16 protein-coding genes, 1 tRNA gene and 1 pseudogene are annotated in these 15,012 nt (G+C 59.1%); 6 read left to right on the top strand and 12 right to left on the bottom strand.

What is annotated here, in order from left to right; translation table 11 throughout:
* Window positions 1-77: 77 nt before the first annotated feature.
* Window positions 78-989: an HNH endonuclease gene (locus tag HMPREF3173_RS05995; RefSeq protein WP_256544017.1), complete on the top strand. Its 912-nt coding sequence runs from the start codon at window positions 78-80 to the stop codon at window positions 987-989.
* Between the two features lie 309 nt (window positions 990-1,298).
* Here the strand turns inward: HMPREF3173_RS05995 and HMPREF3173_RS05990 are convergent, their stop codons facing one another.
* Window positions 1,299-1,532 carry a hypothetical protein gene (locus tag HMPREF3173_RS05990; protein WP_043213600.1) on the bottom strand — a complete coding sequence of 78 codons (234 nt, stop codon included), beginning with the start codon at window positions 1,530-1,532 and terminating at the stop codon, window positions 1,299-1,301.
* A gap of 551 nt (window positions 1,533-2,083) precedes the next feature.
* On the opposite strand from HMPREF3173_RS05990, the gene HMPREF3173_RS05985 reads away from it, so the two are divergent.
* Window positions 2,084-2,467, top strand: coding sequence for a nucleotide pyrophosphohydrolase (locus HMPREF3173_RS05985; RefSeq protein WP_070571898.1), 384 nt, complete (start codon window positions 2,084-2,086; stop codon window positions 2,465-2,467).
* Between the two features lie 144 nt (window positions 2,468-2,611).
* Window positions 2,612-4,404: pseudogene (locus HMPREF3173_RS05980) on the top strand (DNA/RNA helicase domain-containing protein).
* A gap of 260 nt (window positions 4,405-4,664) precedes the next feature.
* Here HMPREF3173_RS05980 and HMPREF3173_RS05975 read toward each other — a convergent pair.
* From HMPREF3173_RS05975 to thrS, 9 genes are all read right to left on the bottom strand, one after another.
* A tRNA-Pro gene (locus tag HMPREF3173_RS05975) sits at window positions 4,665-4,741 on the bottom strand.
* A 100-nt stretch (window positions 4,742-4,841) separates the two neighbouring features.
* Window positions 4,842-5,198, bottom strand: coding sequence for a MerR family transcriptional regulator (locus HMPREF3173_RS05970; RefSeq protein ID WP_043213594.1), 357 nt, complete (start codon window positions 5,196-5,198; stop codon window positions 4,842-4,844).
* Window positions 5,179-5,481 carry an integration host factor subunit alpha gene (gene ihfA, locus HMPREF3173_RS05965; protein WP_003250679.1) on the bottom strand — a complete coding sequence of 101 codons (303 nt, stop codon included), beginning with the start codon at window positions 5,479-5,481 and terminating at the stop codon, window positions 5,179-5,181. The genes HMPREF3173_RS05970 and ihfA overlap by 20 nt, the downstream gene beginning before the upstream one ends.
* Window positions 5,482-5,484: 3 nt before the next feature.
* Window positions 5,485-7,866 (bottom strand): phenylalanine--tRNA ligase subunit beta, encoded by a 2,382-nt coding sequence (pheT, locus tag HMPREF3173_RS05960; protein ID WP_070571897.1) that lies wholly within the window; start codon window positions 7,864-7,866, stop codon window positions 5,485-5,487.
* A 31-nt stretch (window positions 7,867-7,897) separates the two neighbouring features.
* The gene (gene pheS, locus HMPREF3173_RS05955; RefSeq protein WP_043215859.1) at window positions 7,898-8,914 is read right to left on the bottom strand and encodes a phenylalanine--tRNA ligase subunit alpha; all 1,017 of its coding nucleotides are present in this window, start codon (window positions 8,912-8,914) and stop codon (window positions 7,898-7,900) included.
* Window positions 8,915-9,025: 111 nt separating this feature from the next.
* Complete coding sequence (gene rplT, locus HMPREF3173_RS05950) at window positions 9,026-9,382, bottom strand: 50S ribosomal protein L20 (RefSeq protein WP_003250671.1); 357 nt, start codon at window positions 9,380-9,382, stop codon at window positions 9,026-9,028.
* 28 nt (window positions 9,383-9,410) lie between these two features.
* On the bottom strand, window positions 9,411-9,605 hold the full coding sequence (gene rpmI, locus HMPREF3173_RS05945; protein ID WP_003250667.1) for a 50S ribosomal protein L35: 195 nt from the start codon (window positions 9,603-9,605) through the stop codon (window positions 9,411-9,413).
* A 60-nt stretch (window positions 9,606-9,665) separates the two neighbouring features.
* Window positions 9,666-10,217 (bottom strand): translation initiation factor IF-3, encoded by a 552-nt coding sequence (gene infC, locus HMPREF3173_RS05940; RefSeq protein WP_170831750.1) that lies wholly within the window; start codon window positions 10,215-10,217, stop codon window positions 9,666-9,668.
* Window positions 10,217-12,139: a threonine--tRNA ligase gene (gene thrS / locus HMPREF3173_RS05935; RefSeq protein WP_043215858.1), complete on the bottom strand. Its 1,923-nt coding sequence runs from the start codon at window positions 12,137-12,139 to the stop codon at window positions 10,217-10,219. The genes infC and thrS overlap by 1 nt, the downstream gene beginning before the upstream one ends.
* 333 nt (window positions 12,140-12,472) lie before the next feature.
* Between thrS and HMPREF3173_RS05930 the strand changes: the two genes are divergently transcribed.
* Both HMPREF3173_RS05930 and HMPREF3173_RS05925 read left to right on the top strand, forming a co-directional pair.
* Complete coding sequence (locus HMPREF3173_RS05930) at window positions 12,473-12,775, top strand: hypothetical protein (protein ID WP_043215857.1); 303 nt, start codon at window positions 12,473-12,475, stop codon at window positions 12,773-12,775.
* A gap of 161 nt (window positions 12,776-12,936) precedes the next feature.
* Window positions 12,937-13,149 carry a cold-shock protein gene (locus tag HMPREF3173_RS05925; RefSeq protein WP_070091905.1) on the top strand — a complete coding sequence of 71 codons (213 nt, stop codon included), beginning with the start codon at window positions 12,937-12,939 and terminating at the stop codon, window positions 13,147-13,149.
* Window positions 13,150-13,224: 75 nt separating this feature from the next.
* Here the strand turns inward: HMPREF3173_RS05925 and HMPREF3173_RS05920 are convergent, their stop codons facing one another.
* Window positions 13,225-13,548 carry an I78 family peptidase inhibitor gene (locus HMPREF3173_RS05920; RefSeq protein WP_070571896.1) on the bottom strand — a complete coding sequence of 108 codons (324 nt, stop codon included), beginning with the start codon at window positions 13,546-13,548 and terminating at the stop codon, window positions 13,225-13,227.
* A 271-nt stretch (window positions 13,549-13,819) separates the two neighbouring features.
* Here HMPREF3173_RS05920 and HMPREF3173_RS05915 point away from each other — a divergent pair, with 271 nt between their 5' ends.
* Window positions 13,820-14,032: a hypothetical protein gene (locus HMPREF3173_RS05915; RefSeq protein WP_070571895.1), complete on the top strand. Its 213-nt coding sequence runs from the start codon at window positions 13,820-13,822 to the stop codon at window positions 14,030-14,032.
* Here the strand turns inward: HMPREF3173_RS05915 and HMPREF3173_RS05910 are convergent.
* The gene (locus HMPREF3173_RS05910; RefSeq protein WP_070571894.1) at window positions 14,004-15,011 is read right to left on the bottom strand and encodes a nucleoside hydrolase; all 1,008 of its coding nucleotides are present in this window, start codon (window positions 15,009-15,011) and stop codon (window positions 14,004-14,006) included. The genes HMPREF3173_RS05915 and HMPREF3173_RS05910 overlap by 29 nt on opposite strands.
* Window position 15,012: the final 1 nt, after the last annotated feature.

Here is a 15,012-nt window from a genome sequence, read left to right as displayed (position 1 = left end):
CTGAAGGAAGTAAGGTATCGGGCATCCCTGGCAGCGGCGAAATGTAGGCCCCTGCCCTCGCTTGCAAGGATGCCCTCGTGACGCTGCCCTCCACTCTTCCACCTAACGGAATCTCACCCAGCGTATTCACATCGCAGCAGTTGGAGCCAGGCAGCGTTTACAGCCGAGCGGACCTCAAGGCACGCTTCGACATTCACGACGCCACGCTCAACACCGGGATCTTCCGCCCGAAGGGGTACGACTCTGTCTGGCTGTTCATCACCGAACACAAGACGTCTGACAGAACCCAATACGAAGACACCCTGCAAGGCGACACCCTTCGCATGCAAGGACAAACCATGGGGCGAACCGATGCCCTCATCTTGGAGCATCGTCAGCGAGGCCTGGAGTTGCTGGTTTTCTATCGCAAAGCGAAGTACGAACATCCCAATGCGGGTTTTCGGTACGAGGGTGTTTTCACGTGTGAAGGCAGTGAAGGCAGTCGACCGACATCGTTCGTATTGAAGCGTGTACCAGTCGCGGCTGGAGAAGATCTTCCGGTAACGATCGAGCAAGCACTGGACACCCAAGGCGCCTTCAATCCCGATGACTTGAGCGACGCGCGCACGCGCACCCTGGCGTCGATCGTTCGGCGACGCGGCCAACCTCAATTCCGAAAGCAATTGCTCAAGGCCTACAAAGGCCGCTGCGCCATGACAGGCTGCACCTTGCCGCAGGTGTTGGAAGCAGCCCATATCCACCCCTACCTCGGCGATGAAACCAACGTAGTTACCAATGGGCTGTTACTGAGGGCTGACGTGCATACCCTGTTCGACTTGGGGCTGTTATGGGTCAACCCAAGCGATATGCAAATTGGCATCGCCGACGCGTTGAAGCAGAGCGAATACGTTTCGCTGGAAGGCCAACCCTTGTATCTGCCGGAAAACGAAGCAGACCGCCCTAGCCTCCCAGCGCTGGCGTTTCGCTTCAACGCGATTGCTGCCCGCTAATTGCACGCCCCCTGTGTAAAAGCGTCTTTGTGCCGCGATGGCCCGCCAGGCTGTCCCTGCCTTTCATCACTTGCCCTCAACGCAAAAAAAAAAGCGCCCCTGGGTATCCACCAGAGGCGCTCACTGATTCAAGGGCTCGTCGCTCAACACCAACCAGAGCGACCAAATCAACCTGCGCAACCCTACGCAGATCTCTGCCCGTAGCCTGGCCAGCCCTGGTCGATGAAGAACGACGAACACTGCGAGGCTAGATCATCTGGACAGGCTTACGAGGGAACTCGCGTCATTTCGGAAACGGACTGCAGGTGATCAGTGCTGCGCCTGCACACGACTCAGCGCCATCTCCGCCAAGGCGTGGGCGCGCTCGATTTCGTGCATGGCTGCCAAGGCCAGGACCTGGCCGGGAGGCTTGGCGTGAAGCTGGACGCTGTGCTGGGAAACGGTCAGGGCGCAGACGAGGTATTCGGAGATCTGGATGAGGATCTCTTCGAGGGTGGTGAGGGATTCGGATGGTATGGGTGGGTCGGGGACGATTTTGAGCATGACAAACTCCGATATCAATGGAGCTGCCACGTCTCTGCTGTCAAACAAATGGGTGGCAGCTGTACGCGGGTTGACAGACCGAGGATATCGGAACTCGGCGCACCGAAGTGCCCCACGACAGCTGCCATAAAGCGATGCGCTGTGGTCCGAAAATCAGGATCGGTCTGTCAAAACCGGTCGTTGAATTTGCAACGACCCGGCGAGACTAGAGCGCTGATGGAGCGACAGCAATGGGCTGGAAGGCGGTAGAAGTATGTTTGGGAAAGGGACTACAGGGAAGTGGGAAAGTCTGATCCAAGCCACCGCAGCTATTGCAAGTAGCTCCACCACGTTTCATCAACAGCACGCTCAGTGAACATCTCAATAGCGGTTTCTAGCTTGGAAGGCAGCTGTAACTTCTAGGCCATGCGCAAAAATCATGCAGAGGACATAGATTATTCTTACGATCTTCCTCATTCAGGCTGAAGGAAGTAAGGTGTCGAGCATACGTAAAAAGGCGAAACGATGGCACGCCCGCCCTGTTCGCCTGCTCGACACCACAGGAAGCATCCGTGACAGCCCAAACACCCTCCTCGCCCACACTCGTCGAAGTCAGCCAACTCGCACAGGCGCTTGAGCAGTTCGCCACTGACCGCAATTGGGCTCAGTTCCACTCGCCCAAGAATCTGGTCATGGCGCTGAACGGCGAAGTGGGAGAGCTGAACGAGATATTCCAATGGCTGACCGAGGAAGCATCGAAGTCTGCCGCTCGCTCGCCAGAGACCGGCCAAGCAGTTCAAGACGAGTTGGCCGACGTGCTGATGTATCTGGTGCGCCTGGCATCGGTCCTGGGCGTCGACCTCAATGCTGCCGTGCAAAACAAGCTGCGAATCAACGGCGAAAAATACCCCGTCGATAAGGCTCGGGATACCGCCAAGAAATACGACCAGCTCTGATTGCAGCCTTGAATAAGAAAGGCCTTGATCGTTTACGAAGCGACCAAAGTACGGTTTTTGCACGACAACGATAACGATGACATCGAAGACGTGATCTTACAGAGCTTCAAAACTGCGACCGGCAAAGCCGTGGCCGTTGCGGAGATGAACGCCTGGAAGAACTCCCTCGGCGCCATGGCGAAGGTACTGCGCGATACCGAGATCCCGGATGACATGGGGGTAGCGATTGAGCTGCACATTCCGCAAACCTCCAAGCGCATCGACATTACCCTCACCGGGTATAACGCCCAAGGGCAACGCAATGCCCTGTTGGTTGAACTCAAGCAATGGAGTTCGGCCAAGGCGACGGGTAGGGACGCTATCGTCAAAACGGCGCTGGGCGGCGGTCTGCGTGAAACAGTTCATCCGTCTTACCAAGCTTGGTCGTACGCCTCGTTGCTAGAAGGCTTCAACGAAGCAGTATATTCCGGCGGCATCCAAGTCAATGCATGCGCCTACCTGCACAACTACGTAGGCGATGGCATGATCGATGCCCAGCATTATCAGGACTACATCATTAAGGCCCCGCTCTTCCTCAAAGGTAAAGAAGAGCTCGCTCGCATGCGTACCTATATCAAGCAGCACATCGCCATGGGTGATGAGAACAGCGTGCTGCATGACCTCATGGCCAGCCCGATCCGGCCATCAAAAGCGTTGGCCGACTCGTTGAAAGGCTTACTCAAAGCGCAGCCTGAATTCATTCTGATCGACGACCAGAAAGAAGTATTCGAAGCCACTGCCGCCGCTGGTACAGCCTCGTCCGCAGAGCATCCCAGAGTCGTCATCATTGAAGGAGGGCCCGGCACCGGTAAAACCGTGGTGGCGCTCAATCTGTTAGTCAAACTCACCAGCCATGGTCTGGTCGGTAAGTACGTGTCGAAGAATGCTGCACCGCGTAAGGTCTATGAGAGCAAGCTTGCCGGCTCCATCACTCGCAGCCGCTTCTCTCACATGTTTACTGGCTCCGGCGCGTTCGTCGATACCGAAGCGAACACCTACGATTTCCTGGTCGTGGACGAAGCCCACCGCCTCAATGAAAAAAGCGGGCTTTATGGCAACCTCGGCGAGAACCAGATCAAGGAACTGATCAACTCCTCCAAGTGCACGATCTTCTTTATCGACGAAGACCAGCGCGTAACCTTGAGCGATATTGGCAGCCGCGAAGCCATCCATGCATTTGCCAAAGCCAAGGGCGCCGAGGTCGAAGAATACAGCCTGGCCTCACAGTTCCGATGCAACGGTTCGGATGGATACCTCGCTTGGCTCGATGATGTACTGGAGATTCGAAACACCGCCAACCGTCATCTCGATACAAGCACCTATGAGTTCAAGGTATTCGAAACACTTGAAGCGCTACATGAAGCCATTCAGAGAAGAACAGCCAAAACAAATCCCGCGTAGTGGCTGGTTACTGCTGGCCCTGGAGCAGCAAAAAGCAGGCGTCTGCCTACGACATCGTGATCGGTGAAAATTATCGGCGTAAATGGAATCTCGACCAGGACGGTAGTCTTTGGATCATCGCCGAAAACTCGATTGAGCAAGTGGGGTGTATCCATACCTGCCAAGGGCTGGAAGTGGACTATATCGGCGTGATCATCGGGCCGGACCTGGTTATCAGGAATGGCCGAGTCGTCACCGCACCGGAAATGCGCGATAAGCAGGATCGCTCGACTCGGGGTTACAAGACTCGCATGAAGTCTGAGCCGGAAGAGACCCGTAAGCTGGTCGACCTGATCATCAAGAACACCTACCGCACTCTGATGACACGCGGGATGAAGGGGTGTTACCTGTACTGCACGGATGAGCAGACTGCACGGTACTTCCAGGAGCGCTCGATGTCAGTGAAACTGGAGGCCAATGCCTCCGCGCTAAAGCAATCCACTGCCTCGATGGCGTAACTTATAACCTTAGCTTGCCAGCTGCGGATCAAGTCATGACGATCCGCTGGCATAAAGCTTAAGCCTTGCAGCCTCATTAAATGATACTGAATCGATCCTAGTTTCGCCCAAAGCCCTGAAATTGACTCCTCTACGAACAATCGCTACTCATCCAAGCTGATCACCACTCGCCGTGCCGCCCAGTCTCCCGAGGCACTCGAAAACCACCAGACATAAAAAAATCCAGTCACCTTGCGGTGACTGGATTTTTTAGGGATTTTTGGTCGGGACGGAGTGATTCGAACACTCGACCCCTTGCACCCCATGCAAGTGCGCTACCGGGCTGCGCTACGCCCCGACATCATTCTCGATACTGCCGAGAACGGTGAAGAATCTACCCTAACCTTTTGAATAATGGAAGCTTTTTTTCAAAAAACTTTCCATTCATCGGGTTCGGTTCACTTCTTCAACACCACCAACACATCCTCCAACTCGGCAATCATCTGCCGGATCAGTTGCTTGTACTGGGTAGTGTCATCCTTGGCCTCGTCACTGGAGAGGCGCAGTCGCGCCCCGCCGATGGTGAAGCCTTGGTCATATAGCAGCGCGCGGATCTGCCGGATCATCAGCACGTCTTGGCGCTGGTAATACCGTCGGTTGCCGCGGCGCTTGACCGGGTTGAGTTGCGGGAACTCCTGTTCCCAATAACGCAGCACGTGCGGTTTTACCGCACAGAGCTCACTGACCTCACCGATGGTGAAGTAGCGCTTGCCCGGAATGGGGGGCAACTCGTCGTTATGGCTTGGTTCCAGCATAGGCCTCAACCCGGGCTTTCAGTTTTTGCCCTGGACGAAAGGTGACGACGCGGCGAGCGGTGATCGGGATCTCTTCCCCTGTCTTGGGGTTGCGGCCCGGCCGCTGACGTTTGTCGCGAAGGTCGAAGTTGCCGAAACCGGACAGCTTGACCTGCTCGTTCTCTTCAAGTGCGTGCCGAATTTCTTCGAAAAACAGCTCGACCAGCTCCTTGGCCTCTCTCTTGTTGAGCCCCAGCTCCTCGTACAGCCTTTCGGCCATCTCAGCTTTCGTCAGAGCACCCATACGCTATTTCCTTAACGTGGTGTTCAACCTTTGTTCAAGCGAGGTGAGGATGTTTTGCAGGGTAGTGTTCACCTCATCGTCGTTAAGAGTGCGCGATGGATGCTGCCAGGTCAAGCCGACGGCCAGGCTTTTTCTATCAGGATCAATGCCTTTACCCTGGTAGACGTCAAACAGCCTTAGGTCTGTGAGCCATTCGCCCGCATTGTCACGAATTACTTCAAGCACGGAGCTAGAAGCAACATCACGTCCTGCGATCAAAGCTAGGTCACGCCTCACTTCTGGGAACTTGGACAGTTCGCTGAACTTCGGCAGACGGCCTTCGACCACTTCGCCCAGTACCAGCTCGAAGACGAACACCGGACGCTCCAGGCCCAGGGTCTTGGCGAGCTCTGGGTGGATGGCACCGATGTAGCCGACTTCCTTGCCGTCGCGCTCGATGCGGGCGGTCTGGCCAGGGTGCAGGGCTGGGTGCTTGCCGGCGACGAACGTGAAGTCTTCCAGGGCGCCCGAGTAGCCCAGCAGGGCTTCCACGTCGGCTTTCACGTCGAAGAAGTCGAGGCTGTCACGGCCGTTCGCCCAGCCTTCCGGCAGGCGGCTGCCCGTGGCAACGCCGGCGATCATCGGCTGCTGCTTCAGGTCGCCCAGTTGGCCGACGAAGCGCAGGCCGCTTTCGAACAGGCGTACGCGGTCCTGCTGGCGGTTGAGGTTGTGCTGCAGCGCCTTGACCAGGCCCGGCCACAGGGACGCGCGCATGGCGGCCATGTCGCTGGAGATAGGGTTGGCCAGCAGCAGCGGCTCGACGCCCGGGGTGAACAGCTCGAACAGTTTCGGGTCGATGAAGCTGTAGGTGATCGCTTCCTGATAGCCGCGGGCGACCAGCAGGCGGCGCAGGGTCGGCAGCTCGCCACGGGCTTCCGGGCGGGTCTGCGGAGCCAGGCGGGCTTGCGGGTAGCGGACCGGCAGGTTGTTGTAGCCGTACAGGCGGGCCAGCTCTTCGATCAGATCGACTTCGAGGCTGATGTCGAAGCGGTGGCTTGGGACTTCGACAGTCCACTGCCCTACCCCATCAGCGCTGGTTTTCAGCTCCAGGGCGTTGAGCAGTTGCTCGACCTGGGCAGCGTCCATGTCCATGCCAAGCATCTGGTTGATACGCTCGGCGCGCAGAGTGACTGGCGCGACCTTCGGCAGGTGCTGCTCGCTCACGGCCTCGACGATGGGGCCGGCTTCGCCGCCGACGATCTCAAGGACCAGGGCGGTGGCGCGCTCCATGGCTTCACGGGCCAGTTGCGAATCGACGCCGCGCTCGTAGCGGTGCGAGGCATCGGTGTGCAGACCGTAGGAACGGGCCTTGCCTGCGACGGAAATCGGCTCGAAGAAGGCGCTTTCCAGGAACAGGTCGCGGGTCTTCTCGGTGTTCACGCCACTGTGTTCGCCACCCATGACGCCTGCGATGGCCAGGGCGCGGGTGTGGTCGGCGATGACCAGGGTGTCGGCACGCAGGGCGACTTCCTGGCCGTCCAGCAGGACGAGCTTCTCGCCCTCCTCGGCCATGCGTACGCGGATGCCGCCGTTGATTTCGGCGAGGTCAAAGGCGTGCATCGGCTGGCCGAGCTCGAGCATCACGTAGTTGGTGATGTCGACGGCAGCGTCGATGCTGCGCACGTCGCTGCGGCGCAGGCGCTCGACCATCCACAGCGGGGTCGGCTTGCTCAGGTCGACGTTGCGGATGACGCGGCCCAGGTAACGTGGGCAGGCCGCCGGCGCGCAGACTTCGACCGGGCGCACTTCGTCGTGGGCCGGGGCAACGGCTGGCACTTGAGGACGGGTGACCGGCACGTCGTACAGGGCGCTGACGTCGCGGGCCAGGCCTGCGATGGACAGGCAGTCGCCGCGGTTCGGGGTCAGGCCGATCTCGATGCTGGCGTCGTCCAAGTTCAGGTACTGGCGAATGTCTTCGCCGACCGGGGCGTCAGCCGCCAGCTCCAGCAGGCCGTCGTTCTCTTCGCTGATCTGCAGCTCGGCGGCCGAGCACAGCATGCCGAAGGACTCGACGCCGCGCAGCTTGGCCTTCTTGATCTTGAAGTCGCCCGGCAGTTCGGCGCCGATCATGGCGAACGGGATCTTGATGCCTGGGCGCGCGTTCGGAGCGCCGCAGACGACCTGGAAGGTTTCCTGGCCGTTGCTCACCTGGCACACGCGCAGCTTGTCGGCGTCCGGGTGTTGTTCGGTGGCGAGGATCTCGCCCACCACGATGCCGCTGAACTGGCCGGCAGCGGGGGTCACGCTGTCGACTTCAAGGCCGGCCATGGACAGGCGGGCGACCAGTTCGTCACGGGAGACTTGCGGGTTTACCCAACCGCGCAGCCACTGTTCACTGAATTTCATGCTGTTCTCCTAGAAAGTGCGTCGATTGGGCCTAGCGGAATTGGGCGAGGAACCGCAGGTCGTTGTCGAAGAACAGACGCAAATCGTTGACGCCATAGCGCAGCATGGCCAGGCGCTCGGCGCCCATGCCGAAGGCGAAGCCCTGGAACTCTTCCGGGTCGATGCCGGACATGCGCAGCACGTTCGGATGGACCATGCCGCAACCCATGACTTCGAGCCAGCCGGTCTGCTTGCACACGCGGCAGCCATTGCCGGAGCACATCACGCACTGGATGTCGACTTCAGCCGAAGGCTCGGTGAAGGGGAAGAACGACGGACGGAAGCGTACCGCCAGTTCTTTCTCGAAGAACACGCGCAGGAACTCTTCGATGGTGCCCTTGAGGTCGGCGAAGTTGATGCCGCGATCGACCAGCAGGCCTTCGACCTGGTGGAACATCGGCGAGTGGGTAATGTCCGAGTCGCAGCGATAGACGCGGCCCGGGCAGACAATGCGGATCGGCGGCTGGCTGGACTCCATGGTCCGCACCTGCACAGGCGAAGTGTGAGTGCGCAGCAGCATGTTGGCATTGAAGTAGAAGGTGTCGTGCATCGCCCGGGCCGGGTGATGGCCGGGGATGTTGAGCGCTTCGAAGTTATGGTAGTCGTCTTCGACCTCAGGGCCTTCGGCGATGCCGTAGCCGATGTGGGTGAAGAACTGCTCGATGCGCTCGAGGGTACGGGTGATCGGGTGCAGCCCGCCGGTGGTCTGGCCACGGCCTGGCAGGGTCACGTCGATGCATTCGGCGGCCAGGCGAGCGTTGAGCTCGGCTTCTTCGAAGGCAGCCTTGCGTGCGTTGAGCACGTCGGTGACGCGCTCTTTGGCGTCGTTGATCAGCGCGCCGACTTTCGGGCGCTCTTCGGCTGGCAGGTTGCCCAGGGTCTTCATCACCTGGGTCAGCTCGCCTTTCTTGCCGAGGTATTGGACCCGGATCTGTTCCAGGGTAGTGATGTCTTCAGCGCGTTCCACGGCCTCGAGGGCTTGGGCAACCAGCGCGTCCAGGTTTTCCATGTACAGACTCCAGATACGAAAATAGGGGAAGAGCTTTTGAAGGCTCTTCCCCTATCGATGACGTTTTACACCCGACGACGCAAAGCGCCGCCGGATGATTGTCGTGGGTACTTAAGCCAGGACGGCTTTAGCTTTCTCGACAATCGCAGCAAACGCCGCTTTTTCGTTCACTGCCAGGTCGGCCAGAACCTTGCGGTCGATTTCGATCGACGCTTTTTTCAGGCCAGCGATCAGACGGCTGTAGGACAGACCGTTGGTGCGGGCACCGGCGTTGATACGAGCGATCCACAGAGCGCGGAACTGACGCTTCTTCTGGCGACGGTCACGGTAGGCGTATTGGCCAGCCTTGATGACAGCCTGCTTGGCAACGCGGAATACGCGCGAGCGTGCACCGTAGTAGCCTTTAGCCAGTTTCAGAATTTTCTTGTGACGCTTACGAGCGATGACGCCACGCTTTACACGAGCCATGAGTAACTTCCTCTATCGTTGACCAGAATTAACGTACGCGCAGCATGCGCTCGACTTTTGCCACGTCAGACGGGTGCAGCAGGCTGGCACCGCGCAGTTGACGCTTACGCTTGGTCGACATTTTGGTCAGGATGTGGCTCTTGAAAGCGTGCTTGTGCTTGAAGCCGGAAGCGGTTTTCAGGAAACGCTTCGCAGCACCGCTCTTGGTTTTCATTTTTGGCATGTTGGAACTCCGCATTCGATAAAATTACACATAATCATCAGGCCTGCCGTGCCCGGGAGATTACTTCTTCTTTTTGGGGGCGATGACCATCATAAGCTGGCGTCCTTCCATCTTCGGATGCTGCTCAACGGTGCCGTATTCGGCGAGGTCAGCTTCGACCCGCTTCAACAGCTCCATGCCCAGCTCCTGGTGGGCCATCTCACGGCCGCGGAATCTCAGAGAGATCTTGGCCTTGTCCCCATCGCTAAGGAAACGTACCAGGTTGCGTAGTTTTACCTGGTAATCCCCTTCTTCCGTCCCTGGACGAAACTTGATTTCTTTGATCTGGATCTGCTTCTGGTTTTTCTTGGCTTCGTTGGCCTGCTTCTTCTTCTCGAAGAGGTGCTTGCCGTAGTCCATGACCTTGCAGACAGGCGGTTGCGCGTCTGCAGAGATCTCCACCAGATCCAGCTTCGCTTCATCAGCGATACGCAGCGCTTCATCAATCGAGACGATGCCAATCTGCTCGCCGTCAGCGCCAATTAACCGAACCTCGCGTGCCGAGATATTCTCGTTGATCGGGGCTTTCGGTGCAGTTCGTTTATCGTTTCTCATTTCACGCTTAATAGTCATTACTCCGATTCTAGGCGACCGCGCTGAGCCACGGCGTCAGCGAGCAGTTGAGTGAATTGGGAGACGGGCATGGAGCCCAGGTCTTTGCCATCACGGGTACGTACTGCAACGGTCTGCGTTTCGACTTCGCGGTCCCCTATAACCAGAAGGTATGGGACCTTGAGCAAAGTATGCTCGCGGATTTTAAAGCCGATCTTCTCATTTCTCAAGTCGGACTTGGCACGGAAACCAGCCCCATTGAGGGATTTTTCCACTTCGAGTGCGAAATCGGCCTGCTTGTCGGTGATGTTCATGATCACCGCCTGGGTCGGGGCCAGCCACGCCGGGAATACGCCCGCGTAGTGCTCGATCAGCATGCCGATGAAGCGCTCGAAGGAACCGAGGATCGCACGGTGCAGCATGACCGGGCGCTTACGGTTGTTATCTTCGGCGATATAGCTGGCATCCAGACGCTCCGGCAGGTTCGGATCGTACTGCAGGGTGCCGCACTGCCAGTTACGGCCCAGGCAGTCACGCAGGGTGAATTCGATCTTCGGACCGTAGAAAGCGCCCTCGCCCGGCTGGTATTCCCACTCCAGGCCCGACTCGTTCAGCGCATCGGCCAGGGCGCCTTCGGCGCGGTCCCACAGCTCTTCGGAGCCCACGCGCTTGGCGGGACGGGTCGAGAGCTTCATGGCGATGTCGGTGAAACCGAAGTCCTTGTAGACATCCAGGGTCAGCTTGATGAAGTCGGCCGCTTCTTTCTTCACCTGATCTTCGGTGCAGAAGATGTGGGCGTCGTCCTGGGTGAAGCCACGCACACGCATGATGCCGTGCAAGGCGCCGGACGGCTCGTTACGGTGGCAGGCACCGAACTCGGCCAGGCGCAGCGGCAGGTCACGGTAGGACTTCAGGCCTTGGTTGAACACCTGTACGTGGCACGGGCAGTTCATCGGTTTTACCGCGAAATCGCGACTTTCCGACGAAGTGGTGAACATGTTCTCGGCGTAGTTGGACCAGTGGCCGGAACGCTCCCAGAGGATGCGGTCGACGACCTGCGGCGTCTTGATCTCCAGGTAGCCGTTTTCGCGCTGCACACCACGCATGTACTGCTCGAGCACCTGATAGACGGTCCAGCCAGCCGGGTGCCAGAAGACCATGCCCGGGGCTTCTTCCTGCAGGTGGAAGAGATCCAGCTGCTTGCCGATCTTGCGGTGGTCACGCTTTTCGGCTTCTTCGATGCGCTGGATGTAGGCAGCCAGTTGCTTCTTGTCAGCCCAGGCGGTGCCGTACACGCGCTGCAACTGCTCGTTCTTGGCATCGCCGCGCCAGTAGGCGCCGGAGAGCTTGGTCAGCTTGAACGCCTTGAGGAAGCGGGTGTTCGGCACGTGCGGGCCACGGCACATGTCGACGTATTCTTCGTGGTAGTACAGGCCCATGGCCTGTTCGTCCGGCATGTCCTCGACCAGGCGCAGCTTGTAGTCTTCGCCACGGCTCTTGAATACGTCGATGACTTCGGCGCGCGGGGTCATCTTCTTGATGACGTCGTAATCCTTGTCGATCAGCTGTTGCATGCGCTGTTCGATGGCGGCCATGTCTTCTGGGGTGAAGGGGCGCTCGTAGGCGATGTCGTAGTAGAAGCCTTCGTCGATCACCGGGCCGATCACCATCTTGGCGGTCGGGTACAGCTGTTTCACTGCGTGGCCGACCAGGTGGGCGCACGAGTGACGGATGATCTCCAGTCCCTCTTCATCTTTAGGGGTGATGATCTGCAGCGTGGCGTCGTTCTCGATCAGGTCGCAGGCGTCGACCAGCTTGCCATCGACCTTGCCGGCCAGCGTGGCCTTGGCGAGGCCCGCGCCAATGGAGGCGGCGACTTCGGCAACGGTGACGGCCTTGTCGAACGTACGTTGACTGCCATCGGGAAGAGTAATTACGGGCATGGCGCCTCCTCTCCTAGTGGTGACCCCTACCAAAGGTCACATGGGTTGGGATGAGCCAGTACAAGATCCGACCTGCCTTTCCCGCGGGAAAGCCTGCCTCACAGTGGCAGGAGCCTTTCGGCCAACCAGGGACGAACCAGAGTGACTGGAAAGAAAAATGGAAAACAGCTGCCAGGGTGCAGCTGCAAGCCGAGCATGCTAGCACGCGGCTTGGGCGGCAGGCAGAAATATTTGGAAATTAAGCCGTCTGGGTGAACTTGTTCGGAAAATTCCACCTCAGAGTTTCTGAAGCATCCTACTCTTGATGAGATCCAACCCAAGGAGTGTGTGGTTATGCGACTTCAGTCTCTTCTGGCCCTGACCGCCGCCAGCGCCCTGCTGCTGCCCCTGGCGGCACATGCCGAGTGGCCTGCCGGCAAGAAAGGCGCCTACATGGAGCAGTGCGTCCAGGTAGCGTCGGCTCAAGGTGTCGATGCGAAAACGGCGGACCAGCACTGCAAGTGCGGCGCTGATGCGATCGAGAAGAACTTCACCAAGGCGGAAATCGAAGACCTGGACAGCAAGGACGGTGTCGATGCCAAGCTGATGCAGCGGGCGCAAACCGTGGTACGTCAGGCCTGCGCACCTAAGAGCTGAGCCTTTTTGCGGGGCGATGCACGCATTATTTGCCGTGGATCAGTATCCTGCGAAGGTAACAGGCGCTAGATACGCAGAATTAGACTATGATGTCGCCGGTGCTGCGTAGCCTCGGCAACATCGCACCTCGAAAAAAAACCATGTTTCTGGAGATTCACCCCATGTCCAATCGCCAAAACGGCACCGTCAAATGGTTCAATGATGAAAAAGGCTACGGCTTCATCACCCCAGCAGGCGGCGGCGACGACCTGTTCGTACACTTCAAGGCCATCGAAACCGACGGCTTCAAGAGCCTGAAAGAAGGCCAGTCCGTTTCCTTCGTTGCCGAACGCGGTCAGAAGGGCATGCAGGCTGCGCAGGTTCGTCCGGAGTAATTCGGATACGAATACAAAAAACCCGCCTTCATGGCGGGTTTTTTGTGGGTGTTCGCTTTTGTCGCAGGCGAAACCTCAACCGCAGTTGACGCGGGTCACCACGCCTTTGTCATCGACGTTCAGGTTCAGCCGCTCGGAGCGGTACTCCAGGGTGATCACGTCGTGAGGCTTGAGGATACGTGCCAGTTGCGAACCGCTGGCCTTGCGTGCCTGCTCCAGCAGCGCCGGGGTGGCCTGCTTGCCGATGGTGAAGTCGGCACCGCTGGCCTCGCAGCGACCGCCGTTGTCGGCCGAGGTGCCTGGGGCCTTGTCGCCACCGCTGGAAGAACCGCCTGTGCTGCAACCTGCCAGGACTGCAGCCGCCAGCAAGGTCGCCAGGTAAGCACGGGTACGGAACATGAATCCTCCTAATCATCATGGGAACTGTCTCATGCGACAGCTCCGCTCAACTTTTGTTGCAAAACCGGGCAAGTCTGCCTGAACCGGCCCCTGATGGCGAAAGGGAATCGTGACTGGATTTTGCGCCGTACGCCTGGCGGTTTATTCGCCAGCGGTCGTGCGACGAATGCAAAGGCATGATTTACTGCAACAACCGGAGCGCAAACGCCTCCCTTCGAACGCCAGGGTCCGGTGTTCGACCCTTAGCCCAGGCTTGCCACGAGAGCCTCCCATGAGCAGCCACAGCATCGACGCCGACATCAAGGTCAAATGGGCCGAGGGCCAGAGCGCCTACAGCCCCAGCACCCCTGAAGAACTGCTGCTGATCGCCATCGACTTGTTGGTTCGCGACCGCGGCAGCGAAGCAGCGCGCAGCTTCATCGAGCAGGTGTTCGAGCGCTACGCCCCGCACGTCGCTATTGCAATCGAGCCAAGCGCTCGCTGAGCAGGTCGAAAAAGCCCTGGGCATCGCCCTCGTTCAGCCACAGCACATTGGCCGGACGCTTGAGCACCGCGTACCAGTCAACGACGGTCTGGCCGAAGGTCGGGCCTTCACGGCTGTCGACCTCCAGGTGGGCCCGCCTACCGCTGAACAGCTCGGGCTTGATCAGGTAGGCGATGACACTGGCATCGTGCACCGGGCCACCGGGCATGCCGTACAGGTCCATGTCGTGCTTGACGTAGGCATCGAGGATATCCACCACACGCTGGCTGGCCTGATTGTTGATGGCCGCCAACTGCTTGAAGCGCGCTTCACTGGTAATAACCTTGTGGGTCAGGTCCAGGGGCACGTAGGTGAGCTTGACGCCGCTGGCCAGCACCACCTCTGCGGCATGGGGGTCGGCGTAGAGGTTGAACTCGGCCACCGGGGTTATGTTGCCGCCATTGAAGTGAGCACCACCCATTACCACCACTTCCTTGATGCCTTTGGCGATCTCGGGCTTCTGGATCAACGCCAGGGCCAGGTTGGTCTGCGGGCCGAGCATGGCCAGGGTGATGCTGTGAGGCTCGGCGTGGGACAGCGTATCGACCAGGTATTGCACGGCATTGCCCTGGGCCAGCCCCTGTTTGGGCTCGTGGACCTTCACCCCTTCCAGGCCCTCCCGACCATGGATATCGTCAGCGTAGATCGGCTTGCGCACCAACGGGCGCCCTGCCCCGGCGTAGACCGGGATGTCTTCGCGCCCAGCCCATTCCCGCGCGAGGCGAGCGTTGCGCGAGGTCTTGTCCAGGCGCACGTTGCCGGCCACGGTGGTGATGGCGCGGATGTTCAGGTCCTCGGGCGAGGCCATGGCGAGCAGCAGCGCGACGACGTCGTCGGCACCCGGGTCGGTGTCGATGATCACATCACGCGGGGCGGCCTGGAGGATGGTGGTGGCCACGGCTGACATAAGGATGACTCCTTTGAGGAGGTGTTTGAGCATG

This window comes from Pseudomonas sp. HMSC08G10, from assembly GCF_001808425.1.
Classification (GTDB): Bacteria; Pseudomonadota; Gammaproteobacteria; order Pseudomonadales; family Pseudomonadaceae; genus Aquipseudomonas; species Aquipseudomonas guariconensis.
This window is presented reverse-complemented; position numbering and strand designations above follow the sequence as displayed.